Annotated in this window: 23 protein-coding genes and 2 pseudogenes; 15 read left to right on the top strand and 10 right to left on the bottom strand. The window is 72.0% G+C overall.

What is annotated here, in order from left to right:
• The first annotated feature begins 280 nt into the window (after positions 1–280).
• Complete coding sequence (locus ACFYRX_RS09475) at positions 281–1,096, top strand: oxidoreductase (RefSeq protein WP_389097760.1); 816 nt, start codon at positions 281–283, stop codon at positions 1,094–1,096.
• Between the two features lie 132 nt (positions 1,097–1,228).
• Positions 1,229–2,212 carry an NAD(P)H-binding protein gene (locus tag ACFYRX_RS09470; protein ID WP_389097759.1) on the top strand — a complete coding sequence of 328 codons (984 nt, stop codon included), beginning with the start codon at positions 1,229–1,231 and terminating at the stop codon, positions 2,210–2,212.
• A 32-nt stretch (positions 2,213–2,244) separates the two neighbouring features.
• Here ACFYRX_RS09470 and ACFYRX_RS09465 read toward each other — a convergent pair whose 3' ends face one another.
• The 4 genes from ACFYRX_RS09465 to ACFYRX_RS09450 are packed head-to-tail and all read right to left on the bottom strand — an operon-like array spanning position 2,245 to position 4,896.
• Positions 2,245–3,657 (bottom strand): hypothetical protein, encoded by a 1,413-nt coding sequence (locus tag ACFYRX_RS09465; RefSeq protein ID WP_389097758.1) that lies wholly within the window; start codon positions 3,655–3,657, stop codon positions 2,245–2,247.
• Positions 3,658–3,703: 46 nt separating this feature from the next.
• Positions 3,704–4,186 (bottom strand): hypothetical protein, encoded by a 483-nt coding sequence (locus ACFYRX_RS09460; RefSeq protein ID WP_389097757.1) that lies wholly within the window; start codon positions 4,184–4,186, stop codon positions 3,704–3,706.
• Positions 4,187–4,474: a hypothetical protein gene (locus ACFYRX_RS09455; protein ID WP_389097756.1), complete on the bottom strand. Its 288-nt coding sequence runs from the start codon at positions 4,472–4,474 to the stop codon at positions 4,187–4,189.
• Positions 4,471–4,896 (bottom strand): hypothetical protein, encoded by a 426-nt coding sequence (locus ACFYRX_RS09450; RefSeq protein ID WP_389097755.1) that lies wholly within the window; start codon positions 4,894–4,896, stop codon positions 4,471–4,473. The genes ACFYRX_RS09455 and ACFYRX_RS09450 overlap by 4 nt, the downstream gene beginning before the upstream one ends.
• Positions 4,897–5,020: 124 nt before the next feature.
• On the opposite strand from ACFYRX_RS09450, the gene ACFYRX_RS09445 reads away from it, so the two are divergent.
• From ACFYRX_RS09445 to ACFYRX_RS09430, 4 genes are all read left to right on the top strand, one after another.
• A complete protein-coding gene (locus tag ACFYRX_RS09445) occupies positions 5,021–6,433 on the top strand; it encodes a hypothetical protein (protein WP_389097754.1) in 1,413 nt (470 codons plus the stop codon).
• On the top strand, positions 6,433–7,824 hold the full coding sequence (locus tag ACFYRX_RS09440; protein ID WP_389097753.1) for a hypothetical protein: 1,392 nt from the start codon (positions 6,433–6,435) through the stop codon (positions 7,822–7,824). The genes ACFYRX_RS09445 and ACFYRX_RS09440 overlap by 1 nt, the downstream gene beginning before the upstream one ends.
• Positions 7,825–7,826: 2 nt before the next feature.
• Positions 7,827–10,805: a hypothetical protein gene (locus tag ACFYRX_RS09435; protein WP_389097752.1), complete on the top strand. Its 2,979-nt coding sequence runs from the start codon at positions 7,827–7,829 to the stop codon at positions 10,803–10,805.
• Between the two features lie 225 nt (positions 10,806–11,030).
• The gene (locus ACFYRX_RS09430; protein ID WP_389097751.1) at positions 11,031–11,426 is read left to right on the top strand and encodes a molybdopterin-binding protein; all 396 of its coding nucleotides are present in this window, start codon (positions 11,031–11,033) and stop codon (positions 11,424–11,426) included.
• 5 nt (positions 11,427–11,431) lie between these two features.
• Here the strand turns inward: ACFYRX_RS09430 and ACFYRX_RS09425 are convergent.
• Positions 11,432–11,785: pseudogene (locus tag ACFYRX_RS09425) on the bottom strand (hypothetical protein); the annotation flags it as partial.
• Between the two features lie 208 nt (positions 11,786–11,993).
• Here ACFYRX_RS09425 and modA point away from each other — a divergent pair.
• The 5 genes from modA to ACFYRX_RS09400 all read left to right on the top strand — a co-directional run bounded on the left by modA (position 11,994) and on the right by ACFYRX_RS09400 (position 15,378).
• A complete protein-coding gene (gene modA / locus ACFYRX_RS09420) occupies positions 11,994–12,821 on the top strand; it encodes a molybdate ABC transporter substrate-binding protein (protein ID WP_389097750.1) in 828 nt (275 codons plus the stop codon).
• Complete coding sequence (gene modB / locus ACFYRX_RS09415; RefSeq protein WP_389097749.1) at positions 12,818–13,696, top strand: molybdate ABC transporter permease subunit; 879 nt, start codon at positions 12,818–12,820, stop codon at positions 13,694–13,696. The genes modA and modB overlap by 4 nt, the downstream gene beginning before the upstream one ends.
• Positions 13,693–14,883, top strand: coding sequence for an ABC transporter ATP-binding protein (locus ACFYRX_RS09410; RefSeq protein WP_389097748.1), 1,191 nt, complete (start codon positions 13,693–13,695; stop codon positions 14,881–14,883). Before modB ends, ACFYRX_RS09410 begins: the two co-directional genes overlap by 4 nt.
• 151 nt (positions 14,884–15,034) lie before the next feature.
• Positions 15,035–15,175 (top strand): hypothetical protein, encoded by a 141-nt coding sequence (locus tag ACFYRX_RS09405; protein ID WP_389097747.1) that lies wholly within the window; start codon positions 15,035–15,037, stop codon positions 15,173–15,175.
• The gene (locus ACFYRX_RS09400) at positions 15,172–15,378 is read left to right on the top strand and encodes a hypothetical protein (protein WP_389097746.1); all 207 of its coding nucleotides are present in this window, start codon (positions 15,172–15,174) and stop codon (positions 15,376–15,378) included. Before ACFYRX_RS09405 ends, ACFYRX_RS09400 begins: the two co-directional genes overlap by 4 nt.
• Before the next feature lie 64 nt (positions 15,379–15,442).
• Here ACFYRX_RS09400 and ACFYRX_RS09395 read toward each other — a convergent pair whose 3' ends face one another.
• The gene (locus tag ACFYRX_RS09395) at positions 15,443–15,871 is read right to left on the bottom strand and encodes a DUF6299 family protein (protein WP_389097745.1); all 429 of its coding nucleotides are present in this window, start codon (positions 15,869–15,871) and stop codon (positions 15,443–15,445) included.
• A 242-nt stretch (positions 15,872–16,113) separates the two neighbouring features.
• Between ACFYRX_RS09395 and ACFYRX_RS09390 the strand changes: the two genes are divergently transcribed.
• Positions 16,114–16,308, top strand: a complete 195-nt coding sequence (locus ACFYRX_RS09390; protein WP_389097744.1) for a DUF5999 family protein — start codon at positions 16,114–16,116, stop codon at positions 16,306–16,308.
• A 23-nt stretch (positions 16,309–16,331) separates the two neighbouring features.
• Here the strand turns inward: ACFYRX_RS09390 and ACFYRX_RS09385 are convergent, their stop codons facing one another.
• A complete protein-coding gene (locus ACFYRX_RS09385) occupies positions 16,332–16,733 on the bottom strand; it encodes a RidA family protein (RefSeq protein ID WP_389097743.1) in 402 nt (133 codons plus the stop codon).
• Complete coding sequence (locus tag ACFYRX_RS09380; protein ID WP_389097742.1) at positions 16,730–17,926, bottom strand: acyl-CoA dehydrogenase family protein; 1,197 nt, start codon at positions 17,924–17,926, stop codon at positions 16,730–16,732. Before ACFYRX_RS09380 ends, ACFYRX_RS09385 begins: the two co-directional genes overlap by 4 nt.
• 146 nt (positions 17,927–18,072) lie before the next feature.
• Here ACFYRX_RS09380 and ACFYRX_RS09375 point away from each other — a divergent pair, with 146 nt between their 5' ends.
• The 3 genes and pseudogenes from ACFYRX_RS09375 to ACFYRX_RS09365 all read left to right on the top strand — a co-directional run.
• Positions 18,073–19,665, top strand: coding sequence for an AMP-binding protein (locus tag ACFYRX_RS09375; RefSeq protein WP_389097741.1), 1,593 nt, complete (start codon positions 18,073–18,075; stop codon positions 19,663–19,665).
• Between the two features lie 15 nt (positions 19,666–19,680).
• Positions 19,681–20,493, top strand: a complete 813-nt coding sequence (locus tag ACFYRX_RS09370; RefSeq protein ID WP_389097740.1) for a PaaX family transcriptional regulator C-terminal domain-containing protein — start codon at positions 19,681–19,683, stop codon at positions 20,491–20,493.
• A 25-nt stretch (positions 20,494–20,518) separates the two neighbouring features.
• Positions 20,519–20,907: pseudogene (locus tag ACFYRX_RS09365) on the top strand (adenylyl-sulfate kinase); the annotation flags it as partial.
• Here ACFYRX_RS09365 and ACFYRX_RS09360 read toward each other — a convergent pair.
• Both ACFYRX_RS09360 and ACFYRX_RS09355 read right to left on the bottom strand, forming a co-directional pair.
• Positions 20,865–23,249, bottom strand: a complete 2,385-nt coding sequence (locus ACFYRX_RS09360; RefSeq protein WP_389097739.1) for a bifunctional salicylyl-CoA 5-hydroxylase/oxidoreductase — start codon at positions 23,247–23,249, stop codon at positions 20,865–20,867. The pseudogene ACFYRX_RS09365 and the gene ACFYRX_RS09360 overlap by 43 nt on opposite strands.
• Positions 23,250–24,077 carry an enoyl-CoA hydratase family protein gene (locus ACFYRX_RS09355; RefSeq protein ID WP_389097738.1) on the bottom strand — a complete coding sequence of 276 codons (828 nt, stop codon included), beginning with the start codon at positions 24,075–24,077 and terminating at the stop codon, positions 23,250–23,252. It abuts the gene before it with no gap.
• Between the last annotated feature and the right edge of the window lie 144 nt (positions 24,078–24,221).

The following is a 24,221-nucleotide window of genomic DNA, read 5'->3' as shown; positions in this document are numbered from 1 at the left end:
GTCCCACCCGGTCGATGCCGGCGTCGTCCAGGCGGAGTCGGAGCTTGAGGCCCGAGGTCACCGATCGTGCTGCGGAGCCACTTCGGCACGGTGTCCGGCCTCGGCGCGAACCCGGCGATCCACCACAGGGATGCAGGTCCCGCACCTCCTCCGCGCACCCCTGCCGCCCCGGCGGTGACGTGGACGGACAGGTAGCGGCTCCTCTTGGACTTGCATATGAAAACCGATCAGTTTACGGTGGTGGAAACCGATCAGTTTCTCAGGAGTTCAGGAGTCCGTGATGACGACGAATCGGCCGGTGGCACTCGTGACGGGTGCGTCCTCCGGTATCGGCAGGGAAGCCGCGCTCGCACTGGTCGCCGCGGGTTTTGACGTGGCCGGCACAAGTCGCGACGCCTCACGCGTCACGCCGGTCGGCGGCGTGACGTTCTTCGACCTGGACGTGACCAGTGACGCGTCGGTCACCACCGCGGTCCAGCAGGTGATCGAGCGGTTCGGGCAGATCGACGTCCTGGTCAACAACGCGGGCGTCGGCTCCATGGGCGCGGCCGAGGAGATCTCCGTCGCGCAGGCGCAGGACGTCTTCGACACCAACGTCTTCGGCGTCATGCGCATGGTGAAGGAAGTGCTGCCGCACATGCGCGCACAGCGACGCGGGCGCATCATCAACCTCTCGTCCGTGGTCGGGTTCATCCCCTCGCCGTACATGGCCGTCTACGCCGCCTCCAAGCACGCGATCGAGGGCTACTCCGAGTCCTTGGACCACGAGATCCGCGAGCACGGCGTCCGGGCACTTCTCGTCGAACCCGCCTACACCAGCACGGGCTTCGAGGCCAACAGCGCGCGGCCCGACGCACCCCTGCAGGTCTACGCGAAGCAGCGTGACACCTTCGACCGTCTGATGGTGGAGGCGATCAAGGACGGCGACGCCCCCTCCGTCGTCGCCGACGTGATCGTCGCGGCGGCGACCGACGCGCGGCCGAAGCTGCGCTACACCGCCGGTTCCGTGGCCGGACGCGTGAGCACCCTGCGCCGTCTCGCTCCCGCCCGGGCGTTCGACAAGCAGATCCGCAAGCTCAACCAGCTGGCCGGCTGACGCCCACGCGCCCTGCGGCCCGAGCGACCCCGGCAATCAGGCAATCAGGCAATCAGGCAGCCCTGGACGCCATCGGCCACATCCCGGGTTCTCGGACAGCCACCCCACCCCCACCACACAGAGGACATATCGATGCCGGAGCGCAATCCCCTTCTGATCACCGGTGCAGGCGGAGCCATCGGTGGCGTGAGCCGCATGATGGTCGACATGCTGCTCGAACAAGGGCACCCGGTGCGTGCGTTCGTACGGCAGGACGACGAACGCGCGCACGCCCTCCGCGAGGCCGGAGCCGAGGTCTTCGTCGGTGACCTGCTCACCATCGCCGACGTGAACGCCGCGCTGAAGGGCGTCCGGCGCATCTACTTCAGCATGGGCCTGTCGCCGTACTACACCGACGCCGTCAGCCTGATGGCCGCGGCGGCGCGGGCCAAGGGCGACATCGAGGTGCTCGTCAACATCTCCGAGTACGAGCAGTCGTTCATGACCTTCGACGACATGACCGCACCGGAGGAGGAGCGGCGCGCGAAGCTCGGCGGACTCGTCGCGAACTGGTCGCCGCAGCAACGGGCCCACTGGGTCGCCGAGCAGGTGCTGGAGTGGTCCGGCGTGCCGACCGTCAACATCCAGGCGGCCTTCTTCGTCGAGAATCCCATCCTGACCTGGCTGGCCATGGGCGCACTGGCCGACGGTGAACTGCGCCTGCCCTTCGGGGACCACCGGCTCGCGCCCATCGCCGGTTACGACGTCGCGGAACTGTGCGCGAAGATCCTCGCCGACCCGGCGCCGCACATCGCCAAGTCCTACGCGCTCACCGGACCGGAGCTCAAGGACATGCACGGGATCGCGGAGGACTTCGCGGCCGTGCTGGGCAGCCCGGTCACCTATGTTCCCGAAGACATCGAAACCTGGAACAAGACCTACGTGGACACCAACATGTCCGCGTACCCGCACATCGCGGAGCACCTGAAGACCCTGAACCGGATCATCGGCCGCGGAGGATACGGCGGCAAGACCGACGAGTTGGAGACCCTGCTCGGGCGCCCGCCGAAGACCGTGCGGTGGGCGCTGGAGAACCACCCGCGCATCCAGGGGCTGGCAGCCGCTCTGAGCAACTGAGCGACATATATAGCGACCTATATGGAGAGACCCTATGCAGGACGGTCGGTCGGGACCTGGCCCCGGTCCCGCACCACGTCCATCACCGTCCCGGCCACCGCACGCATGCGGCGCCTGCGAAGGTCGAGTACCGGGCCGGGGTTCGAGAGGCCGTGCGAGGCCAGCAGGTTCATCAGGGGCCACAGCGCGTCGGAGCGGGCGGGCAGCGGGAACTCCCGGCCGTCCGGCGCGATGACCTTGGCCGTACCGACCCCCGCGAGAAGGTTGGTGCGGTTCCAGTCGACCACGAACGACCTGCCGTTCGGGCCGACCTGGAGCACCAGCTCCTTGGTGTGGTGCAGGACCGCCAGATAGTTCATCGGTACCGTCAGCCGCCGGGCGGCGTCGAACGCGGGTGTGCCGTCCGCAGGCCGGATGCGCAGCACCGTGTCGAGCACCGGGCCGTGGTCCTGGAACGTGGTCGTGCCGCGCATCTCCAGGAACCGGGCGCGCACCAGATGGCCGCCGCGACGCGACCAGCTTCGGCCGACGGTGCCGAACTCCCCTTGCTCACCGGGGAGATGGTCCACGAGCAGGCGGTTCTCCTCCCCCGGTTCGGTCACCGGCGCCAGGTCCTCGGGTACAGCGCGGGCCCGGTCCGCCAACGCGCTGTACCGGCCCGCCGTCTCGGCGTCCAGGCGCCGGAGGTCGATCGTGTCTCCGGCCATCACGACGCCTCCGACCGACCTCGAGATCCGCATCTGTTCCAGCTGGCGGACGGGACGCCGGGTCACCTCGGTCAGCCGGCCTTCGAGGTCGATCACCCGGCAGGTTCTCGTGCCGGCCAGCAGGACGCTGCGTGGCCACAGGACCGTGACCTCGCCCGGGCCCGCGGGGCCGGGCGGCTCCACCAGGACGACCAGGCGGCCCGCCGTGATCGCCGACAGACACAGAGGCGGTACCCGCCACTCGCCGGTGGTCTCGAACTCCCCGTGCCCTGCGGCCCCTTCGGACTCCGACGCCACGTGCACCCGCAACCTGAGCCGGATCACCGGCATGAACTCGGTGGGCGCGTAGTTACCGTGGTACGTCGTGAACGTCGCCTCCCCGTCGGGGCTGTACCGCACGAACGACGCCTCCAGGACGTCCGCCCGCACCAGCCGCGCGTCCGCCGTGCCCTGTGGGGACCGTGGCGCCGACATCACGAAGGTGTGGTCGCCGTAGGAGACGGCACTGTCCTTCGCCCGGTCCCTGCGCGTGATCCGGGGGAACTCCTTGCGCGTGAAAATGGCGGCCGTGACAGGGATCATGACGGTGCCGACCGCGCCGAGCCCGGCGGCCACCCACCCTGGGCCCGTGTCGTCATGCCTGGTGCTGTACCCCATGACGAGGAAGATCGGCGCTGCCGACATGCAGACCGCGGCGAACACCAGGTTGCCGACGAACACCCCGGATCTGCTGCGCATTGTTCCTCCTTCAACTCACCATGGCCGTACGGGACATGACCGTGCATCAGATGTTCACCCGGAACAGCGCGGCAGTCGGGTCGACGACGGCCGGGAGCCGTAGGCCCACGCGGAGCGCGGGATGCTGCGAGCGGCTCCAGGTCGTCTCGAAGGTCCTGAACCCCGGCCCGCTGACCCGCAGTTCGACCTCCGCGCCGGATTCCTCGCCGTTCCGGTCGACGTCCGTCAGGTCGGTGATCTCCGCGGTCGCCGGTACCCCTACTGCGTCGAGCCGCCGGTTCTGCTCCCGCTCGGCGGAGGTCTGGAACCAGAGCCCCAGGCCCAGCGGGACGAAGACCACCGTGAACACGATGCCGATGACCATGAGGTCCGCGCCGGCGAACAGGGCTGAGCCCAGCATGACCGGCCCGGACAGGCACATCAGGGCGGCCACTTCGTACTGCCCGAACCCGGTCCTCGATGTCCGCGTCCACCGGATCCCGGCCCCATCTCCGGCCTCGTCCCCGCCCCCGCCCCCGCCCCCGGCCATTCAGTGCTCCGGGGTCTCGGCCAGGCTCCGCGCCAGTTGTTCCGCCAGGGACTGGAGGCCGGGGAGCAGGTGGGCGTCGTACGGGATCGAATGGCGTCTGCCGTGCCTGGTGACGATCGCCAGTCCCTGACGGCGGCCGGGGCCGAATTCCAGGCGCGGCCGCTCCCAGAGGTGGTACCGGGCGTCGTCGACGTAGCCGAACACCTCCAGCACCCGGCCGTCGAAGGAGACCAGGACGTGCTCGTTCGCCGGTGCCTCGTACAGCGGGGGCAGCGGTGGCGAGGTCACGGGGTCACGCCGTCCCCGGCGTAGAGGTAGCCGCCCGGCCGGGCGGGGTCGGCGATCAGCAGGACCTGGTCGCCGGCGCGGGGGATGCGCAGCTTGGAGACGATGGTCTGCAGGGTGATCCGGTCAGTGGTCGCGTCCGGTTGGAGGACCAGGTCGACGACGGGGTCGAAGTTGACCAGGCGGCCGGTGTCGCTGATCGACACGACGACGGCGGGCGTCGTCGGCACTCCCGCTGCGAGCAACTGCTGGACGTCGTGGCCCGACTGGTACGCGCCGATCGACTGCTGGACCTTGGCGAAGTCCTCCGCGCCGAGGAACGCGCGCGTGGCCCGGCCGTAGAAGCCCTTGCCGCTCGCGACCTTGCCGGCGATCTCGGCGGCCCGCTCCTCGCGGTTGCCGCCACGCTTTCCGAAGATTCCCATGACCGCTTCTCCTTGTGGTGTTCACCGGTGTCCGGTGCGGTGCATGGACGGGACGCTAGGCGGCCCCGCTCGCCTACCGATCCCAGGTTCGACCGCCTGTTCGTGGACGACGTACCCTCCCCCCATGCCGCCGCCGAGCCAGCAGACCGACGAGCGCCGACCTCGCGCCCTGGTCATCGACCAGGCCTGGCGCGGCCTCGGGCCGGGGCTGGAGTCGCTCAGCGGCCCGGACGGAGCGCCGTTGACCCGGACGGTCAAGCTGATCGTGCTGCCGCTGATCGTCCGGCCCGCGCTGCGTCCCGAACTCGCGGCGGACTTCCTCGAACCGGCCGGGGCGGCGCGCCTGGACGCGCTGATCCGGGAGTCCGGTGCGCGTCTCGCGGCGACGGCACGGTGGTTCACACTCGTCAAGAAGACCCGCAGGGCGCTGGGTGTCGTGGCGGGCAACCCCCAGGACCTGTACTTCCAGCGCTGCTTCGAGCTGGCCACCGAGCACGGGGAGCCCGCGGCCGGTGCGGACGCGCTGGCCAGGACCGTGGTCGAGGACGTGGCGGACGCGGGCGGCGGACGCACGGTGGAGGCGTTGAAGGACTGCCTCACGGACGCGGCCCTGCGTGCCCGGCTGGACGCGCAGCTGGCCGTCGGATGGGAAGGCCGTCGACCGGCCACGGCCACGGCCACGGACGCGACCGCGACCGAGTCCCCGGCCCCGGCGGCCGAGGCGGTGGCACTGGCGGCCGACGCTCTGGAGGCGTGCGGCGCACCGGGCCCGGCGGAGCGCTCGTCGGCGTACGCGTCCATGGTCGAGGCGGGGCACGGAGCGCTGTTCGGCCGCGTCCTGTGGGCGCACACCAGCGGGGTCTGGGGCGGCGTGGACCCGCCGGCGCATCTGGGACTGACGGCGCGGCCGGTGCCGTCGCAGCCCGAGGTCGGCCGGAGCGCCTCGACTGCCACGCTGCCCGCGCCGCTGGACCGCTCACTGTTCGAGCGGCTCTTCGTCGTGCTGCAGTCATCGGCCCGGCGCGAGGAACTGCCGACGGCGCGGGAGCTCGTCGAGCGGGAGGCCGGCCGCAGTTGCGCCCCGCTCGGCCTGTACGACGAGAGCCTGCGCGTCACCGTCGTCCTCGGCGGACGGCTCGCGGTCGGCCTCGACCCGCTGGGCACCGGGGATGCGGCGGCGGGGCGAACCGCGGCGCACCGGGCCGTCAACAGCCGCTGGCGGCGCGAGGCTTCGGTGCTGCGCGCCCGCAGGATGACCGTTTCCCCCCACGCCGACCCGGAGGGCGGAACCCTGGACGCCCTCGCCCAGGACCTCCGCACCCCGTGGGCCGCCTACATGCGGCGGCTCTGGGTGCGGCTGCACGGCCGGGACGTCCGCGACGCACCGCTGGAGGACCTCGCGTCGGCCTGGGCGGTGCTCGACGGCGTCGCCCGCTCGGTCATCATGGACCACCGCACCAGGGTCCGGGCGGCGCTGCGCGCACTGCCGACCACGCCGGCGACCGCCGTGGAAGCGGCCGAGCCGAGGAGCGCCTGATGCCGGGGACCGGGGCGGAGATCCACGTCACGCCGGGCGCAAACGGCACGGTCCGGGTGGCACCCGCGCCTCTTCTCGCCCACGACGGTCTCGCCCACGAAGGTCTCGCCTACGACGGTCTGGCCTACGACAGTACGGTCGCCGCGGGCCCGGACTCCACCCGGTCCGTACTCGACGTCGCGGGAGCGGTGCTGATCCGCCCCGTTCTCGGGGACCCGGGGCTGCCCGTGGCGGAGATCCACGACGTGGGGCGGGCGCAGCAGTGGCTGTGGGCGGTCTACGGCCCCCGCGTCGCCGCCGCTGTGCACGCGTGCGCGGCGGGGGCGCAGGAACCCCGGGTCGTCGGCGAGCCGGCGGATCACCCGACCGCTCTCGCGAACGCCGCCGCCCGGCTCGGCTTCGGCCACTGGGCCGCCCGCTGGTGGCCGGCGTCGTACACGGACGGCATTCCCGCCCTCGAACAGGGCGTGCTGGGGCTTGAGTTGGCGGCACTCACCCACCGATGCCAGCAACTCTTCGGCGACTTGAGCGAACCGGCCGACCCTGCCGACTCGGGCGGCCCCGGGGTCGAACTCGACGACTGCGCGGCCGACCTGATCGAGGAGCACCGGGCCGCCCTCGACCCGCTGATCCAGTGGTGGCGCGCCGAGCCGCAACCGGCCTCAACCGCACGGCAGTTGGAGAGCGTCCTGCGCCTGGTGGACGACGCGGCGGACTGCGCCGGACTGGACGGACCGGACCTGCGCCGCCTCCGCGCGTCCCTCGATGCGGAGCGGGAGCCCGGCCGTACCGTCTCCGCGGGTGCACCGGTCGGCCCCGGCGCCCTGTTCGCGCGGGGGTCCGGCTACGCCCTCGCGGCGGGCGATCCACTGCTCGCGGGCGGACGGGTGATCGCGCGGGGCCACGGGACCAACGACTGGCGCCGCTGTCCGCCGGGGTTCGTCGACGCCGCGGAGGACGCGGTGTCCTGGACCGCCCGTGCGCTCGGTGCCCGCCGCCGGCTCGAGGTCGAGGTGGTCGCGCACGTCACGGCACCCGTGGTCGGTGTGCCGCTGGTCGCGGAGGTGCGGGTGAACGGCGGCCGCGCGCACCGCGTGCCCCTCGCCCGGCGGGACGACGTGTGGACGGGCCGGACGGATCTGGATCAGGACACGGGCGCGGCCCTGTCGTCCGCCACGGTGCCGCCGCGCATCGAGGTGGGTGTCCTGATGCCCGGCTTCGACCCCGGCCCCGGCCCCGGGCCCGACGGCCGTGCCGACCGGGACGCGATCCGTGCGCTGGCCCGGCGGCGGCTGACCGACGCGACACGGCCCCGGACGAACGACGCGGACGGCACGGGACCGTTTCTCGCCGAGACCCTCGCCGCCGCCGCGACCGATGAGGACTACTGACGATGCAGGACGAGAACACCGGCGGACCCGTCGCCCCGGAGACCGGGAGGTCCGTCGACCCGGAGACCGGCAGCCCCGTCCACCCCAGGGCCGCCGCGGACGACGCACCGGAGCCGGTACCGCTCTACGGGGACCCCTTCGACAGCGGCCTCGCCCTGGCCCACGAGCACCACATGGCCGCCGACTTCGAGGCCGCGTGCGCCGTCTACGACGAGTTGCTCACCATTGCCGAGTCCCTGGAGGACTCCCCCGACGTACGGTTCCTGCGCGCGCACCTGCTGGCCGACCTCGGGAGCGTCCTGCTGAGCGCTTCGGACCTGCCCGGCGCCGAGGACGCCGTAGGCCGGGCCCGTGCCCTCCTCGACGACATCGCGTCGGCGCCCATGGGGCCACGCGGCCGTCAGCTGTGGCTGGAAACGGTGCTGAAGACGCTGATCGCCAGGTCCGACCTGCTGCGCAGAACAGGGCGTCCGGACGAGGCGCTGGCCTGTCTCGACGAGGCGGCGGCCAAACTGTCCGAGTTCGACGATCCCGACGGACTGCGCGGCTCCGAAGTCGGTCTGAACCGGGTGCTCCTGCTGATGGACCGGGGCGAGTGGGGAACGGCCGAGGAACAGGCCACGCTGCTGCTGGCCACCACCACGGCGAGCACGGCGGAGATGGTGCCGCGACTGCTGTCCGCGCTCGGTGTGATCTGTTCCTCCACCGGACGGTTCGACGCGGCCGAGGACCACTTCGCCCGCGCGGAGGAAGCGTTCCGGGCGTTGGGGGACACCGGCGAGCAGCAGACGATGCTCGCGCACCGGGCGTCCCTCGCGATGCAGCGGGGTGAACTCGACCTGGCGGAGCGGCTGTTCACCGAGGCGTCCGCCTTCTTCGAGCAGCAGCGGCGGTTCGGCGAACTCGCCGTCTGCGAGCAGGCCCGGAGCTTCCTCGCCGACCGGCGCGGCGACGCCCCGGGCGCGCACGGTCTCCTGGCGGCGAGCCTGGACCGGTTCGCACAGCTCGGCGCCACGGTCGCCGCCGCCGACAGCATGCTGATGGGTGCCCAACAGGCGTACGACCGGGGCGACATCGAGGAGATGAAGCGGCTGGCGCAGGGGGCCCGTGACGTCTACCAGGAGCGGGGGATCCTGGAGCGGTGCGCGCAGGTCGACCTCATGCTCGCGCGAACCCTCGAGGACACCCTGAACCGGACGGACCACGGCGACCACGAGACGCGGTCCATCGACACCGCGCTCTCCCTCGCCGTCCCGGCCGCCCTGGCACTGGCGGCCGCGCGCCACGACTTCGTCACCGCCCACGCGCGCAGCCAGTGGCTGCAACTGGCCGACGACGCCATGCGGTTGGCGTTCCGGCTCGCCGTGCGCCGCCAGGACCAGGGGCTCCTGTTCGAGCTGGTGGAACACCACTGCGCGGGCGCTGCGGTGCTCCTGGGAGGGGCACCAGGGTCCATGACGCCGTCCGGGGCCAGTACGCCGGTCTTCCCGGACGCGGGCATGAAGAAGACGTACGGCGACGCCGACGACGGGACGACCGCGCTCGGGGGCGTGGCGACGGAGGCCGCCGCCTCCGCCGGGCTGCGCGTCGCGCCGCCGCCGAAGGTGCGGATGTCGGCGGAGTCCGGCCGGGTCGCGCTCCAGGAGTTCATCGCGGGGGCCGAGTTCCGCTACCGGCGGCGGATCGTGGACGACGAGGAGGTCCCGTTCTGGTTCACCGACGACCTGACGAACCGCCCGGTGGTCCAGGTCCGACTGGCCGACGCGGGCGACCTGTTCATGACCTGGACGTGGGCCGGCGGTGCCCGGGGGTTCGGCACCGGCCACGGTCCCGCCGCCGAAGTCGACCGGGCGGTGGGCGAGTTGGCCGCCGCGCTGCCCGGGGCGGGTGAGGGAGCGGCGGGGATGCGGAGGGCGTTCGAGTCGGGCGCGCTGGCGGATCCCCCTGCCGAGCGCCGACTCGCCCGGACACTCGCGGAAGCCCTCTGGCCGGAGGGGCTGACGGATCAGATACGTCAGGTGTCGGCACAGGCTGGCCGCCCGCTGGTACGGATCCAGCCGTCGCCCCGGGTGGCCCAGGTCCCCTGGGAACTACTGGCCGTCAACGACGACGATGTCCGGCTGATCGAACTCGCGGACGTGGTGACCACCACGCCGACGTCGCTGCGACGGCACCCGGCCCCTGAACGTCCGGTGCGGGACACCGACCCGATCGTCCTGGTCCTCGACCCCCGGGTGCCGGGATTCCGGGCCGACTCCCCGCTCGGCTCGGTACTCGGGCCGCCCGGCTCGGATCCGGAGCTGCTGGAGCTGGTCGGGACCCTCCTGGACGCGGGTGCCGTCGAACCGCCCCTGGACACCCCGGCGGAGGCGTTCCGCCGTACCGACCTGGACCGGGACTGGCTGAGCGGCGTACTCCGCAAGGGGGCACGCAGGCTGATGTACGTCGGTCACGTCAGCGGCGCGCCCGTCGAGGGCGGACAGAGCGAGGACGGCACCCTCCACCTGTGCTGCGGTCCGGAAACCACCGGTCTGACCGAGGCGGTCCGTACCCATCGGCCGCTGTCCGCCAAGGACCTGCTGCTGGGAACGCTGCCCCTGCGGGCCGACGGGGAGCCTGGCGCGCGGATCTGGCCGGCACCACCACGGGTCGCGCTGATCGGCTGCGAGAGCGGTGGCGATCTGCGGTTCGCCGAGTCGTTCGGCCTGGCCACGGCGATGATCCACAACGGTGCCGAGCTGGTCACCGCCACCCGCTGGGTCCTGCCGACCAGTTTCGCGTTCCACCGGCTCGCCGGTCTGCCGGAGTCCGTACGCCCGCTGTCGGAGGCGGTCCTCGCCGTGGACACCGCCCACGAGCACCCCGACCCGGTGCACCGGCTGGGCCGCTGGCAGCGCGAGCAGTTGGACCGCTGGCGCGCTGACGGGCGGATCGAGCACTCGCCCCTGGTGTGGGCGGCCATGACCTGCATCGTGGTGTGAACGCGGTCGGCATGGTGTGACCGTGATCGGGCCGGTGTGCCCGCGGTCCATGTGGTGTGAACACGGCCGGCCCGGTGCCCGCGGGCATCTCCATGTGCCCGCGGTCCATGTGGTGTGATCACGGCCATCAATGCTTACGCCCAGGGCCACAGGTTCGTTCGATCGCGGCGGGCAGGCTCCCACGCGGCCGCACTCGGCAGCCGTTGATCGCCTATCTTGGCGCGTATGCAGTCCTACACGATCGGCCAGGCCGCCCGGCTGCTGGGCGTGAGCCCCGACACCGCGCGGCGGTGGGCGGACGCCGGGCGGATGCCCACGCACCGTGACGAGAGCGGCCGACGCCTCATCGACGGCAAGGACCTGGCCGCGTTCTCGGTGGAGCTGGCCAAGGGCGACGGCGGCGAGGAGGAGCCCTCCCACACCTCCGTCCGCAACGCCTTTCCCGGCATCGTCACCGCCGTGAAGCTCGGCGACGTCGCGGCCCAGGTGGAGATCCAGGCGGGCCCGCACCGTCTGGTGTCACTGCTGACGCGGGAGGCCGTGGAGGAACTCGGCCTCGAGGTCGGGGTGGAGGCCACCGCCCGCGTGAAGTCGACGAACGTACACATCGACCGCACCTGAACGTAGACCCCGAGCAGGGCGGGCGCGCGGCCGAACTCGGGGTCGGTCTCCGCCCAGGAGAGCAGGACGCGGTGGCCGTCCGCCCGGGAGACCGCGATGAGGAGGCGCAGGCGGTCCTCGCGGCGGCCTGGGTCGAACCCGGGGCCCGCCGCCGACAGGACGTCATGCAGAAGCGGGCCGGTGAAGCGGTGGCACCGGACACCGCTGGTGGCGCACTCGAAGCTGACGTCGGCCGCGTGCTGCGGCCAGGCGAGCAGATCGGGCACCGACAGCCGGGCCGGACGGGTCGGATCACCGATGAGGACGAGTTCCGCCCCCGGCGCGGCGGGCGTACCGGCGGCGGTGAGGGGCCGGCTCACGGCCTACCGCCTCCCGGACGACCGTACCCGGCCCGGCGCCCCGTACAAACGCACATACCAACCTGACCGATCAGGATCACGGCTCATGCGAAGCGACAGGAGACTTTCGCCTCGCATCTGCGCCAGTATCATTCAGCACCGTAGGCGAGTGGGTCCATCTGGACCGCAGATGATCGTGTCCGTGAGGACCAGAGGGAGTGGACCCGTCATGACCCGTACCACGCGCCGGAACCGCCGGACCCTGTTGGCGGTCGGGGGCGCCGCCGCGCTGCTGGCCCTGAGCGCCTGCTCGTCGTCCGACTCGGACTCCTCGTCCACGGGTTCGGGCTCCGCCGCGTCCGCCTCCTCCTCGGACAAGCTCTCCGGCACGGTGACCGTCTTCGCCGCCGCCTCCCTCCAGGAGAGCTTCACGACGCTGGGCAAGGAGTTCGAGAAGGCCCACCCCGGCACGAAGGTCACCTTCAGTTTCGGCGGCAGCGACTCGCTCGCCGCGAGCATCACCGGCGGCGCCCCGGCGGACGTGTTCGCCTCGGCCAGCCCCAAGACGATGAAGATCGTCACGGACGCGGGGGACGCCACCGGCACACCCGCCACCTTCGTACGCAACCAGCTGGAGATCGCGACTCTGCCCGGCAACCCGGGCAAGGTCACATCGCTGAAGGACCTCACGAACAAGGCCCTGAAGGTCGTGCTGTGCGACAAGGAGGTGCCGTGCGGCGCCGCCGCACAGAAGGCCCTGGACGCGAGCAGGCTGACACTCACTCCGGTCTCCTACGAGCAGGACGTCAAGGCCGCGCTGACGAAGGTGGAGCTGAAGGAGGCCGACGCGGCCGTCGTCTACAAGACCGATGTGCACGCGGCGGGTGACAAGGTGGAGGGCGTGGAGTTCCCCGAGTCCGCCGACGCGATCAACGACTACCCCATCACCCTGCTCAAGGCCACCCGGAACACGGAGGCCGCCAAGGCGTTCATCGCGCTCGTGCGGTCCGCCGAAGGGCAGAAGGTCCTGACCGAGGCCGGGTTCCTCAAGCCGTGACCCCGACCGGCAGAGCCGACGCCGCGACCGAGGCCCTCCGGGGCGGGCCGCTGCGCAGGCGTGCCCGGGCGGGCGGTGGCGGCGGCGGTGGCCGCCGTGGCGTACCACCGCTGCCGCTGCTCGTGCCCGCGCTGATCGGCCTGGCGTTCCTGATCGTGCCCCTGGTCGCATTGCTCCTACGGGCCCCCTGGCGCAGCATGCCCGAGCAGCTGACCAGCCCGGGCGTATGGCAGGCGCTCCGGTTGTCCCTGCTCTGTGCCACGGCCGCGACCGCGGTGAGTCTGGTCATCGGGGTGCCGCTGGCCTGGCTGCTGGCCCGCGTCGAGTTCCCCGGCCGCGGCCTGGTCCGCGCCCTGGTGACCCTGCCGCTCGTGCTGCCGCCGGTCGTCGGCGGTGTCGCCCTGCTCATGGCGCTGGGCCGCAACGGAGTCGTGGGCAAGTGGCTGGACACCTGGTTCGGGATCACGCTCCCCTTCACCACCACCGGCGTCGTGATCGCCGAGGCGTTCGTCGCCATGCCCTTCCTGGTGATCAGCGTCGAGGGCACCCTGCGGGCCGCCGACCCGCGCTACGAGGAGGCGGCCGCGACCCTCGGCGCCTCCCGTTTCACCGCGTTCCGCCGGGTCACGCTGCCGCTGATCGCGCCGGGCATCGCGGCGGGCGCGGTACTGGCCTGGGCGCGGGCGCTCGGGGAGTTCGGCGCGACGATCACCTTCGCCGGCAACTTCCCCGGCCGCACCCAGACCATGCCGCTCGCCGTCTACCTCGCCCTGCAGAGCGACCCGGAAGCGGCCATCGCCCTCAGCCTGGTCCTGCTGGCCGTGTCCGTGGCGGTGCTGGCGGGACTGCGCGACCGTTGGATGACAGCGGGATGACCGAGAGCGACGGGGGCGGGATGGCCGGGGCAGGGAACGCCGGGGGCGGGACGCCCGGGACGAACACCGGTGGCAGGACCGCAGACAACGGCGTGCGTTCCGACGCCACCCCCGACGCGCACTCCGGCATCCGCCCCGATACCACCCCCGACGGCCTCGACGCCCGTCTGATCGTGGACCGCGGCGCCTTCCGTCTCGACGTCTCCCTGTCCGTCGCTCCCGGCGAGGTCGTCGCCCTGCTGGGACCGAACGGTGCCGGAAAGACCACCGCCCTGCGCGCCCTCGCCGGTCTGACCCCGCTCACCGACGGCCGTCTACGGCTTGACGGCGCCTCGTTGGAGCGTACGCCGCCGGAGTCCCGTCCGGTCGGCGTGGTCTTCCAGGACTATCTGCTCTTCCCGCACCTCACCGCCCTGGACAACGTCGCCTTCGGCCCGCGCTGCCAGGGCGCGACCAAGACGGAGGCCCGGGCGCAGGCCACCGAGTGGCTGGACCGCATGGGTCTCGCCGCCCACGCAGGCGTCAGGCCCCGCAGGTTGTCCGGTGGTCAGGCCCAACGCGTCGCCCTGGCACGTGCGTTGGCCACCCGCCCTCGGCTGCTGCTCCTCGACGAGCCCCTGGCCGCCCTGGACGCCCGCACCCGCCTGGAGGTCCGCGCCCAACTCCGGCGCCACCTGGCCGAGTTCGAGGCCGTGGCCGTACTCGTCACCCACGACCCGCTGGACGCCATGGTCCTCGCCGACCGGCTCGTGGTCGTCGAACACGGCGAGGTCGTCCAGGAAGGTGCTCCCTCCCACATCGCCCGTCACCCCCGCACCGACTACATCGCCCAGTTGGTCGGTCTGAACCTCTACCGGGGCGAGGCCGACGGCCACACCGTCCGCCTCGAGACGGGGCCCGCCGTCACCACCACGGAGGACCTCTCGGGGCCCGTATTCGTGGCGTTCCCACCGAGCGCCGTGACCCTCTACCGCGAACCTCCCGCGGGCTCCAGCGCCCGCAACCACTGGCGCTGCGAGGTGGCCGGCCTGGAGACCCACGGCGACCAGATCCGAGCCGACCTCACGGGCGAACTCCCCCTGGCGGCGGACCTGACGACGGTGGCAGCGGCCGAACTGGACCTGCACCCGGGCGCGGAGGTCTGGGCCACGGTGAAGGCGACGCAGACGCACGCGTATCCCGTCTGACCCCCACCGCCGACCACTCCCCCGAGCCGACGGCCCCCGGCAGTCTGCCGCACCGCGTTCACCCGAGCGGCCGGAGCGCCCACCCGATCCGGCCTCACCCGGACGGCCCCCCGGACAGGCCGTCCGGCCTGCCCGTTCCTAGCGTGAAGGCATGCACGGCCCGCCCGCCCGGCCCACTCCGGACCACCGCACCACCGCACCACCGCACCACCGCACCACCGCAGCGAAGGAGGAGACCATGCCCCTGGCCAACCTCGAACAGACCTCCGACGTGAAGGCGGGCACCCGGTGACGGCCGCGGACACCACGCCCGCACTGCGGTGCGCGAGCCGGCAGTCGGGACCGCGGGACGGGGAGGAGTGCGGCGCCCGCGCCCGCTTCGAGATCTCCTGCCACGCCCGGCCCCCGCTGATCGTGTGCCCTCAACACCTGGGCCCCGCCCTGCTGTTGGCCGACGGTGTGCTGTGGCCACCGGAGATCAGACTGGTGCGGTGAACGACCGGCGGGAGCGGGCTCCGGCCCCGCGGGCACTGAACGACCGGCGTCCTCCGCGCCGGGCTCAGCCCTCCGTCAGCGTGATGTCCTGCTGCTGGGCCGCATGGAAGCGGGGCAGCGGCAGGCCGCCCTGGGGGCTGAGTTCCATGAGGGTGGCCTCGACATGGGCCCCGCCCGGCTCCAGGGCACCAGGGGTGGGCTTGCCGGTGTTCTCCCAGACGTGCTCGGCGCCGTCGCACACCGCGCGGGTCCCGCCGATGCCCTGCCGGACCGACGGGGAGCGCTGGCCCACGGAGGAGCTCACGAACACCGGCCCCGTGCCGCCGGTGCAGCGGTAGGTGCCGGAGAGCGTGACGGTGCCGTCCTCGGCGATACGGCCGACGGGGTCGACGGTGACCGTCTCGTAGGCGTCGGCGCTCGCGGGCAGCGCGGGGGCGGCGAGCAGGAACAGCGCGACGCCGGCAGCGGCGGCGAGGGCGGGTCGTACGGACACGGGGATACCTCCCGGATCGGTGGAGTGAGAGCCTCCACTGCTACCGGGAACGCGTGCCGACAGCCGTGATCGTCACTCCTTCGGTGGCGAGTCCGCACCGAGCGTTGTGGAACCGTCCGAGAGTTGTCCGCGTGTTGTCACGCTTCATGTCGGGCCGTTCCGATGAGTTCGCGACGAGAGCATGGTCTACACATACGGATACGGACCCCATAGGGACGGTCCTACCAATGTGGAGGTGCGCCATGTGTTCTCACCGGTCTTCGAGCGCTTCGTCCGACGGCACCGCCCCGCACGTCGTCGCCGCCCACCCCGAGCAGGGCTGGAACCTGCTGTGCAACGGTGCGATCGTCTTCGACGACACCGGCGAGCTGCTGCCCGACGGCCGGATCGTCGCACCGCACCGGGAGCCGGTCGGCCGACTGGCCGTCGCCGCCTGACCAACCGCCCCACCTGACCACCGCTAGGGAAGCACGGCGATACCGTCGAGTTCCACCGCCGCCTGGTCGTCCCACAGCCGTACGACCTCCACGACCGCCATGGCCGGATAGTCCCGGCCCGCCAACTCTCGCCAGATACGGCCGAGTTCGCGGACGTTGGCGCGGTAGTCGGCGATGTCGGTGGCGTACACCGTGACGCGGGCGAGGTCGGACGGGGTACCACCGGCGGCCGCGAGGGCCGTGAGGAGGTTGGTGAGGGCCTTCTCGAACTGCTCCGGCAGGGAGGAGCCGCCCACCACCTTGCCGTCGGTGTCGAGGGCCGTCTGCCCGGCAAGGAAGACCGTGCGGGACCCGGCGGTGACGACCGCGTGCGAGAAGCCGGTGGGCGGGGACAGTTCAGCCGGATTGATGCGCTCGACGCTCATGAGACCTCCCTCTTCTCCGCGACATCCCCGGCCTTCTCCCTGACATCCCCGGCCTTCCCCGTGACGTCCCCGGCCCCGAGGTCCGCGTACAACTCCTTGGCGATGATGCCCCGTTGCACCTCGCTCGCCCCTTCGTAGATGCGCGGGGCGCGGACCTCCCGGTACAGGTGCTCCAGCAGATGGCCTCGCTGAAGGGCCCGTGCGCCGTGCAGTTGGACGGCGGCGTCGACGACGTACTGCGCGGTCTCGGTCGCGAGCAGCTTCGCCATCGCCGCCCGCTTGGGTACATCCGGGGCGCCTTCGTCGTACGCCGTCGCCGCCGCGTACACCATGAGGCGGGCCGCGTCCGTGCGCAGGGCCATCTCGGCGACCGTGTGGGCGACGCTCTGCAGATCCCTCAACTTGCCGCCGAAGGCGTCCCGTCGGGCGGTGTGCGCGAGGGTCGCGTCGAGCGCCGCCTGTGCCATACCGACCGCGAAGGCGCCGACGCTGGGCCGGAACAGGTTGAGGGTGCCCATGGCGACCCGGAAGCCGCGGTCGACGTCACCGAGGACGTCGTCCGCGCTCACCGGCACGGCGTCGAAGGCGAGGGCGCCGATGGGGTGCGGGGAGAGCATGTCGAGCGCGGTGCCGGTGAGTCCGGGACGGTCGGCGGGGACGAGGAAGGCCGTCACTCCACGGGCTCCGGCGCCGGGAGTGGTCCGGGCGAAGACGGTGCAGAAGTCGGCCTCGGGGGCGTTGGAGATCCAGCGTTTCTCCCCGGTGAGCCGCCAGCGTGCGGGACCGTCGGGAGTCGCGGACAGTGACAGCGCGGCCGCATCCGACCCCGCGCCCGGCTCGCTCAGCGCGAACGCGGCCACCGCACCGCCCTCGCTCACCGCGGGCAGCCAGCGCTCCCGCTGGGCCGGGGTGCCGTAGGCGTGGACGGGATGCGCGCCCAGGCCCTGGAGGGCGAGGGCCGTCTCCGCCTCCGTGCAGGCGTACGCGAGGGACTCCCGCATCAGGCAGAGGTCCAGGGCGCCCGAGGTGAACAGGCGCTCCAGCAGGCCCAGCCGGCCGAGTTCGGCGACCAGCGGGCGGTTCACCCGGCCCGGCTCGCCCTTCTCCGCCAGCGGGCGCAGCCGTTCCGCGGTGAGGGTGCGCAGCTGAGCACACCAGGCGGTTTGCGACGGTTCGAGTGAGAATGCGGGCATCGCCGGTCCCCTCTCGGCAGGTCCCTACGCCAGGACCCCACGACAGTATCGCGTGCCGTTGACTGTCGTCACCAACACGATACGCTCCATGTGCGAGCCCACCATCGACGCCCACAAGGCGGCCACAAGGCAGGGGGCGACCCGCCATGAACGTCTCGGCCCACGTCGACACCTTCGCGCGCGACCACCTCCCGCCCCCCGACCAGTGGCCGGAGCTCCGCTTCGACCTGCCGGAGCTCCGGTACCCCGATCGGATGAACTGTGCCGTCGAGCTGCTGACGGGCCCGCCCGACGACCGCCCGGTGTTCCACACCCCCTCCGGGGACACATGGACGTACGGCACACTGCGTGCCCGTGTCGACCGGCTCGCGCACCTCCTCACCGACGACCTCGGGGTCGTCCCCGGCAACCGCGTCCTGCTGCGCGGCCCGACCACGCCATGGCTCGCGGCCTGCTGGCTGGCGGTGCTGAAGGCGGGTGCCGTCGCCGTGACCGTGCTGGCCCAGCAGCGGCCGCACGAACTTGCCACGATGTGCGAGATCGCGCGCATAGAGCACGCTCTCTGCGACATACGCGCCGTCGACGACCTCGCCAAGGCCGAGATACCGGGCCTCAGGATCACGACGTACGGCGGCGACGGCCCCGACGACCTCCTGAACCGCGAGGCGACCGGAACGCCGTACACCGCCGTGGAGACCGCGGCCGACGACGTGGCGCTGATCGCCTTCACCTCGGGGACCACCGGGCGCCCCAAGGGCTGTATGCACTTCCACCGGGATGTGCTCGCCATAGCGGACACCTTCTCGAAGCATGTGCTCAAGCCACATGTGGACGATGTGTTCGCCGGCAGTCCCCCGCTCGGTTTCACCTTCGGACTCGGCGGTCTGGTGATCTTCCCGATGCGCGCGGGCGCCAGTTCCCTGCTCCTCGAACAGGCCCATCCCAAGCAACTGGTGCCGGCCATCGCCGAGCACCGGGTCTCGGTGCTGTTCACCGCCCCCACCGCCTACCGGGCGATGCTCGACGAACTCGACGGGTACGACGTCTCGTCCCTGCGCCGCTGCGTCTCCGCGGGTGAGAACCTGCCCGCGGCCACCTGGCGGGCCTGGCAGGAGCGGACCGGGCTGCGGATCGTCAACGGCATCGGCGCCACCGAACTGCTGCACATCTTCATCTCCGCGGCCGACGAGCACATCCGGCCCGGGACGACCGGGGTGGCGGTGCCCGGGTGGCACGCGCGCGTGCAGGACGCCGACGGCGAGCCGGTGCCCGACGGCGAGCCAGGCCTGCTCGCCGTACGCGGCCCCGTCGGCTGCCGCTACCTCGCCGACCCCCGGCAGCACGAATACGTGCGGCACGGCTGGAACATCACCGGCGACACATACATCCGGGAGAGCGATGGGTACTTCCGCTATGTGGCCCGCGCGGACGACATGATCATCTCCGCCGGGTACAACATCGCCGGACCGGAGGTCGAGGACGCCCTGTTGCGGCACCCGGACGTGCTCGAGGCGGCCGTCGTGGGCCGCCCCGACGAGGCGCGCGGGCAGGTGGTCGTGGCCTACGCCGTCCTCAAGGAGGGCGCCGAGCGGGACGCCGAGTCCCTGCGCGCCTTCGTCAAGTCCGAACTGGCGCCCTACAAATGCCCGCGCGAGATCGTCTTCCTCGACGCGCTGCCGCGGACGGCGACCGGCAAACTGCAGCGGTTCAAGCTGCGCACCGATGGTGACCAGCAGTGATCCACACGACCTAAGATGATCAACGTGTCCGACCAGCATGCACCACGGTCTCTCATCGTCACGCTCTACGGAGCCTACGGCCGCTTCATGCCGGGCCCCGTGCCCGTCGCCGAGCTGATCCGGCTGCTGGCCGCGGTCGGCGTGGACGCCCCCTCCGTACGCTCGTCGGTGTCCCGGCTCAAGCGGCGCGGGCTGCTGCTCCCGGCCCGTACGGCACAGGGCTCGGCGGGCTACGAACTGTCGCCGGACGCCCGCCAGTTGCTCGACGACGGCGACCGGCGCATCTACGCGGCGAGACCGCCCGAGGACGAGGGCTGGGTGCTCGCCGTGTTCTCGGTGCCGGAGTCGGAGCGGCAGAAGCGGCACGTGCTGCGTTCACGGCTGGCCGGACTCGGCTTCGGCACGGCGGCCCCCGGGGTGTGGATCGCCCCGGCGCGACTGTACGAGGAGGCCCGGCACACGCTTCGGCGGCTGCGGCTCGACCCGTACGTCGACTTCTTCCGCGGTGAGCACCTCGGCTTCGCGGCGACCGTCGAGGCGGTGGCCCGATGGTGGGACCTGGCCGCGATCGCCAAGGAGCACGAGGCGTTCCTCGACCGCCACGCGCGCGTACTGCACGACTGGGAGGACCGCGCCGACACTCCACCGGAGGTGGCCTACCGCGACTACCTCCTCGCCCTCGACTCCTGGCGCCACCTCCCCTACGCCGACCCCGGCCTGCCCGCCCCGCTGCTCCCAAAGGACTGGCCGGGCGAGCGGGCGGCGGCGGTGTTCCGGGGGCTGCACGAGCGGCTGCGGGACGCGGGGGCCGCGTTCGCCGGCCTGTGACCCCCGACACAGAGGACCGTCGCGCATGACCACCACGGCAAGAGCTCAGGGAGCCACCGTCTGGCTGACGGAACTGCCGAGCGCGGGCAAGACGGCCGTCGCCCGCCTGCTCGGTGACCGTCTGAAGGCCGAGGGACGTCGCGTGGAGGTCCTCGACGGCGACGAGGTGCGCCGCTTCCTGTCCACCGGGCTCGGCTTCTCCCGGGAGGACCGCAACACCGACGTCCCGGTCGAGGTGTGCAGCGAGCGGGACGTAAGGGTCTCTACGCCCGGCAGGCCGCGGGTCGGCTGACCGGACCGACCGGCGTAGACGATCCGTACGAGCCGCCGGAGGACCCCTCGCTGGTGCTCAGGACCCAGGACCCGGCCCTTCAGGGCAGGGCAGTCGACGTCCCCAGGGTGAGCCGGGGCTTGGGGGCGTCCGTGCGTCCGGTCTGCGGGCGGCGGCTGCCCGCGCGGTACGGGTCGGGCCAGACGACGCCGGGACCGTCGTAGCCCTGCTCGGCGGCCGCGTGCAGAGTCCAGTGCGGGTCGTAGAGGTGCGGGCGGGCCAGTGCGCACAGGTCCGTACGTCCGGCCAGGAGCAGCGAGTTGACGTCGTCCCACGAGGAGATCGCACCGACCGCGATCACCGGGACGCCGGTCTCGTGACGGATCCGGTCGGCGTACGGCGTCTGGTACGACCGTCCGTACTCCGGGTGCTCCTCGGCCACCACCTGCCCGGTCGACACGTCGATCGCGTCGGCGCCGTGCCCGGCGAAGGCGCGGGCGATCTCCACCGCGTCCTCGGCCGTGTTGCCGCCCTCGGCCCAGTCGGTGGCGGAGACACGGACGGTCATGGGCCTCTCCTGGGGCCACACTTCCCTTATGGCGTCGAAGACTTCGAGGGGGAACCGGAGTCGGCCGGCGAGCGAGCCGCCGTAGGAGTCCGTGCGCCGGTTGGTCAGCGGGGAGAGGAAGCCGGACAGCAGATAGCCGTGGGCGCAGTGCAGTTCGAGAAGGTCGAAGCCGGCGCGGGCGGCACGCCGGGCGGCCGACGTGAACTGCTCGCGGATGTCGGTGAGTTGGGCCGTGTCCAGCTCGCGGGGAGTCTGACTGAAGGGCTTGTACGGGATCGGGGAGGGCGCCACCACGGGCCAGTTGCCGTTCGGCAGCGGTTCGTCGATGCCCTCCCACATCAGCTTGGTCGAGCCCTTGCGGCCGCTGTGGCCGAGCTGCGCGCCGATCGCGGTGCCCGGCGCCCGCGCGTGCACGAAGTCGGTGATCCGCTTCCAGGCCTCGGCCTGCTCCGCGTTGTAGAGGCCGGTGCAGCCGGGCGTGATCCGGCCCTCGGGAGAGACGCACACCATCTCGGTCATCACCAGTCCGGCACCGCCGAGCGCCCGGGCGCCCAGGTGGACCAGGTGGAAGTCGCCGGGGAGGCCGTCGGTGGCGGAGTACATGTCCATCGGCGACACGACGACCCGGTTGCGCAGGGTCAGCCCGCGCAGCCGGAACGGGGTGAACATCGGGGGCGTCCCGGGCTCGCAGCCGAACTCGCGCTCCACGGCGCCGGTGAAGCGGGAGTCGCGCAGGCGCAGGTTGTCGTGGGTGACGCGGCGGCTTCGGGTGAGCAGGTTGAAGGCGAACTGGCGGGGCGGCTGGTCGAGGTACAGACCGAGGTTCTCGAACCACTCGAGGCTGGCGCGTGCGGCGCGTTGTGTGGAGGCGACGACGGGTTTCCGCTCCGCTTCGTAGGCCGCCAACGCGCTTTCCAGTGAAGGCTGTTCCTCCAGGCAGGCGGCCAGGGCGAGGGCGTCCTCGACGGCGAGCTTGGTGCCGGAGCCGATGGAGAAGTGGGCGGTGTGGGCGGCGTCGCCGAGCAGCACGGTGTTGCCGTGCGACCAGTGTTCGTTGACCACCGTGCGGAAGGTGGTCCAGGCGGACTTGTTGGAGCGCAGGGGACGGTCGTGGAGTGCTTCCGCGAAGATCTTGGCGCAGCTCTCCGTCGACTCCTGCGGGGTGACGTCGTCGAACCCGGCCGCTCTCCACACCTCCTCGCGCATCTCGATGATCACGGTGGAGGCGTCGGGGGCGTAGGGGTAGCCGTGGAGTTGCATGACGCCGTGTTCGGTCTCGGCGATCTCGAACCGGAAGGCGTCGAAGGGGAAGTCGGCGGCGAGCCAGATATAGCGGCAGTGGTGGGTGGCCACATGGGGCCGGAACACATCTTGGTGCGCCTGACGGGTGGTGCTGTTGACTCCGTCGGCGGCGATGACCAGGTCGTGGGTCCGGGCCAGGTCGGGTGGGGCCATGGTGCGGAAACGGAGGTGTACTCCGAGCTCCCGGCAGCGGTCGTGGAGGATCTCCAGGAGCCGTTTCCTGCCCAGGGCGGCGAACCCGTGGCCCCCGGAGGTGTAGCGGGTGCCTCTGTGGACGATGTCTATGTCGTCCCAGCGGGTGAAGTGGTGCTGTAGGGCCTCGTAGACCTGGGGGTCCGCGTGTTCGATGCCGCCGAGGGTCTCGTCGGAGAGGACCACGCCGAAGCCGAAGGTGTCGTCGGGGGCGTTGCGTTCCCAGACGGTGACGTCTCTGCGAGGGTCGAGGCGTTTGAGCAGGGCGGCTGCGTAGAGGCCGCCTGGGCCGCCGCCGATGATCGCGACCCGTAGGGGGTGGCTGGTCCCGTGTGGCGGCTGCGGGTTCGTCGTGGCTGGTCGCGCCCGCGCGGCGGCAGCCGCGAATTCAACACGGCCCCGCGCCTCTGTAGGTGGAGACACTCAACGCCCCTTCCATTGCGGAGGGCGCTTCTCCGTGAAGGCCTGGTGGAACTCCGTGTAGTCCTCGCCGTGCATCAGGAGGGCCTGAGTCGAGGCATCCAGTTCCACCGCGGCCGCCAGCGGCATGTCCAGCTCCGCCGTGAGCAACGCCTTTGTCTGGGCGTACGCCAGTGCCGGGCCCTCGGCCAGACGGCGGGCAAGGGCTGAAGCGGCCTTGTCCGCACCACCTTCCTCCGTCAACTCGCTGACCAGGCCGATCCGTTCGGCCTCCGGTGCCCGTACCGGCTCGCCCAGCATCAGGAGCCGGGTCGCGTGTCCCAGTCCGACCACCCTGGGCAGCAGATAGGCCGCGCCCATGTCGCCGCCGGACAGGCCGACCCTGGTGAACAGGAACGCGAAGCGGGCCGAGGGGTCGGCCACCCGGAAGTCGGCGGCCAGCGCCAGCACCGCTCCGGCCCCCGCCGCCACCCCGTGCACGGCCGCGATCACGGGGAACGGACACTCCCGTACGGCCCGCACGACCTGGCCCGTCATCCGGTTGAAGTCGAGAAGCTGGGCGGTGTCCATGGCGAGGGTCGCGCCGATGATCTCGTCGACGTCGCCGCCGGAGCAGAAGCCGCGGCCCTCGCCGGCCAGGACAAGGGCCCGCACGGAACGCTCACGGGACAGCTCGGCGAGCAGGTCGCGCAGGTCGGCGTAGGCGCCGAAGGTGAGCGCGTTGAGCTTCTCGGGGCGGGCGAGGGTGACCGTGGCGACGCCGGCGGTGAGGTCGACGCGCAGGTGCCGCCAGTCGGGGGTGCGGGCGGCGGAGCCGGTGAAGGGGCTCATGATCGTGCGGCCTCCTCGTGCTCAGGCGAGGTGCGAGATGCGAGGTGCGAGGTGCGCTCTCCTTAGAAGTTATCACCCAAGTTTGACTGTCGTCACGAGTGCGCGATAGAGGCAGGTGGATGTGACCTGGACCCGTCACAGCCG

The organism is Streptomyces sp. NPDC005374 (genome assembly GCF_042872225.1).
Lineage (GTDB): Bacteria > Actinomycetota > Actinomycetes > Streptomycetales > Streptomycetaceae > Streptomyces.
Note: the sequence above shows the minus strand (reverse complement) of the source record. Positions and strands in the feature narration are given on the sequence as shown.

Coding starts and splice junctions, on each gene's coding strand:
- ACFYRX_RS09380 (WP_389097742.1), bottom strand. CDS start 17,926: ATGCCCGCATTCTCACTCGAACCGTCGCAAACCGCCTGGTGTGCTCAG.
- ACFYRX_RS09470 (WP_389097759.1), top strand. CDS start 1,229: ATGCCGGAGCGCAATCCCCTTCTGATCACCGGTGCAGGCGGAGCCATC.
- ACFYRX_RS09475 (WP_389097760.1), top strand. CDS start 281: ATGACGACGAATCGGCCGGTGGCACTCGTGACGGGTGCGTCCTCCGGT.
- modA (WP_389097750.1), top strand. CDS start 11,994: ATGACCCGTACCACGCGCCGGAACCGCCGGACCCTGTTGGCGGTCGGG.
- ACFYRX_RS09460 (WP_389097757.1), bottom strand. CDS start 4,186: ATGGCCGGGGGCGGGGGCGGGGGCGGGGACGAGGCCGGAGATGGGGCC.
- ACFYRX_RS09430 (WP_389097751.1), top strand. CDS start 11,031: ATGCAGTCCTACACGATCGGCCAGGCCGCCCGGCTGCTGGGCGTGAGC.
- ACFYRX_RS09440 (WP_389097753.1), top strand. CDS start 6,433: ATGCCGGGGACCGGGGCGGAGATCCACGTCACGCCGGGCGCAAACGGC.
- ACFYRX_RS09435 (WP_389097752.1), top strand. CDS start 7,827: ATGCAGGACGAGAACACCGGCGGACCCGTCGCCCCGGAGACCGGGAGG.
- ACFYRX_RS09385 (WP_389097743.1), bottom strand. CDS start 16,733: ATGAGCGTCGAGCGCATCAATCCGGCTGAACTGTCCCCGCCCACCGGC.
- ACFYRX_RS09355 (WP_389097738.1), bottom strand. CDS start 24,077: ATGAGCCCCTTCACCGGCTCCGCCGCCCGCACCCCCGACTGGCGGCAC.
- ACFYRX_RS09450 (WP_389097755.1), bottom strand. CDS start 4,896: ATGGGAATCTTCGGAAAGCGTGGCGGCAACCGCGAGGAGCGGGCCGCC.
- ACFYRX_RS09375 (WP_389097741.1), top strand. CDS start 18,073: ATGAACGTCTCGGCCCACGTCGACACCTTCGCGCGCGACCACCTCCCG.
- ACFYRX_RS09370 (WP_389097740.1), top strand. CDS start 19,681: ATGATCAACGTGTCCGACCAGCATGCACCACGGTCTCTCATCGTCACG.
- ACFYRX_RS09405 (WP_389097747.1), top strand. CDS start 15,035: ATGCACGGCCCGCCCGCCCGGCCCACTCCGGACCACCGCACCACCGCA.
- ACFYRX_RS09410 (WP_389097748.1), top strand. CDS start 13,693: ATGACCGAGAGCGACGGGGGCGGGATGGCCGGGGCAGGGAACGCCGGG.
- ACFYRX_RS09445 (WP_389097754.1), top strand. CDS start 5,021: ATGCCGCCGCCGAGCCAGCAGACCGACGAGCGCCGACCTCGCGCCCTG.
- ACFYRX_RS09390 (WP_389097744.1), top strand. CDS start 16,114: ATGTGTTCTCACCGGTCTTCGAGCGCTTCGTCCGACGGCACCGCCCCG.
- ACFYRX_RS09465 (WP_389097758.1), bottom strand. CDS start 3,657: ATGCGCAGCAGATCCGGGGTGTTCGTCGGCAACCTGGTGTTCGCCGCG.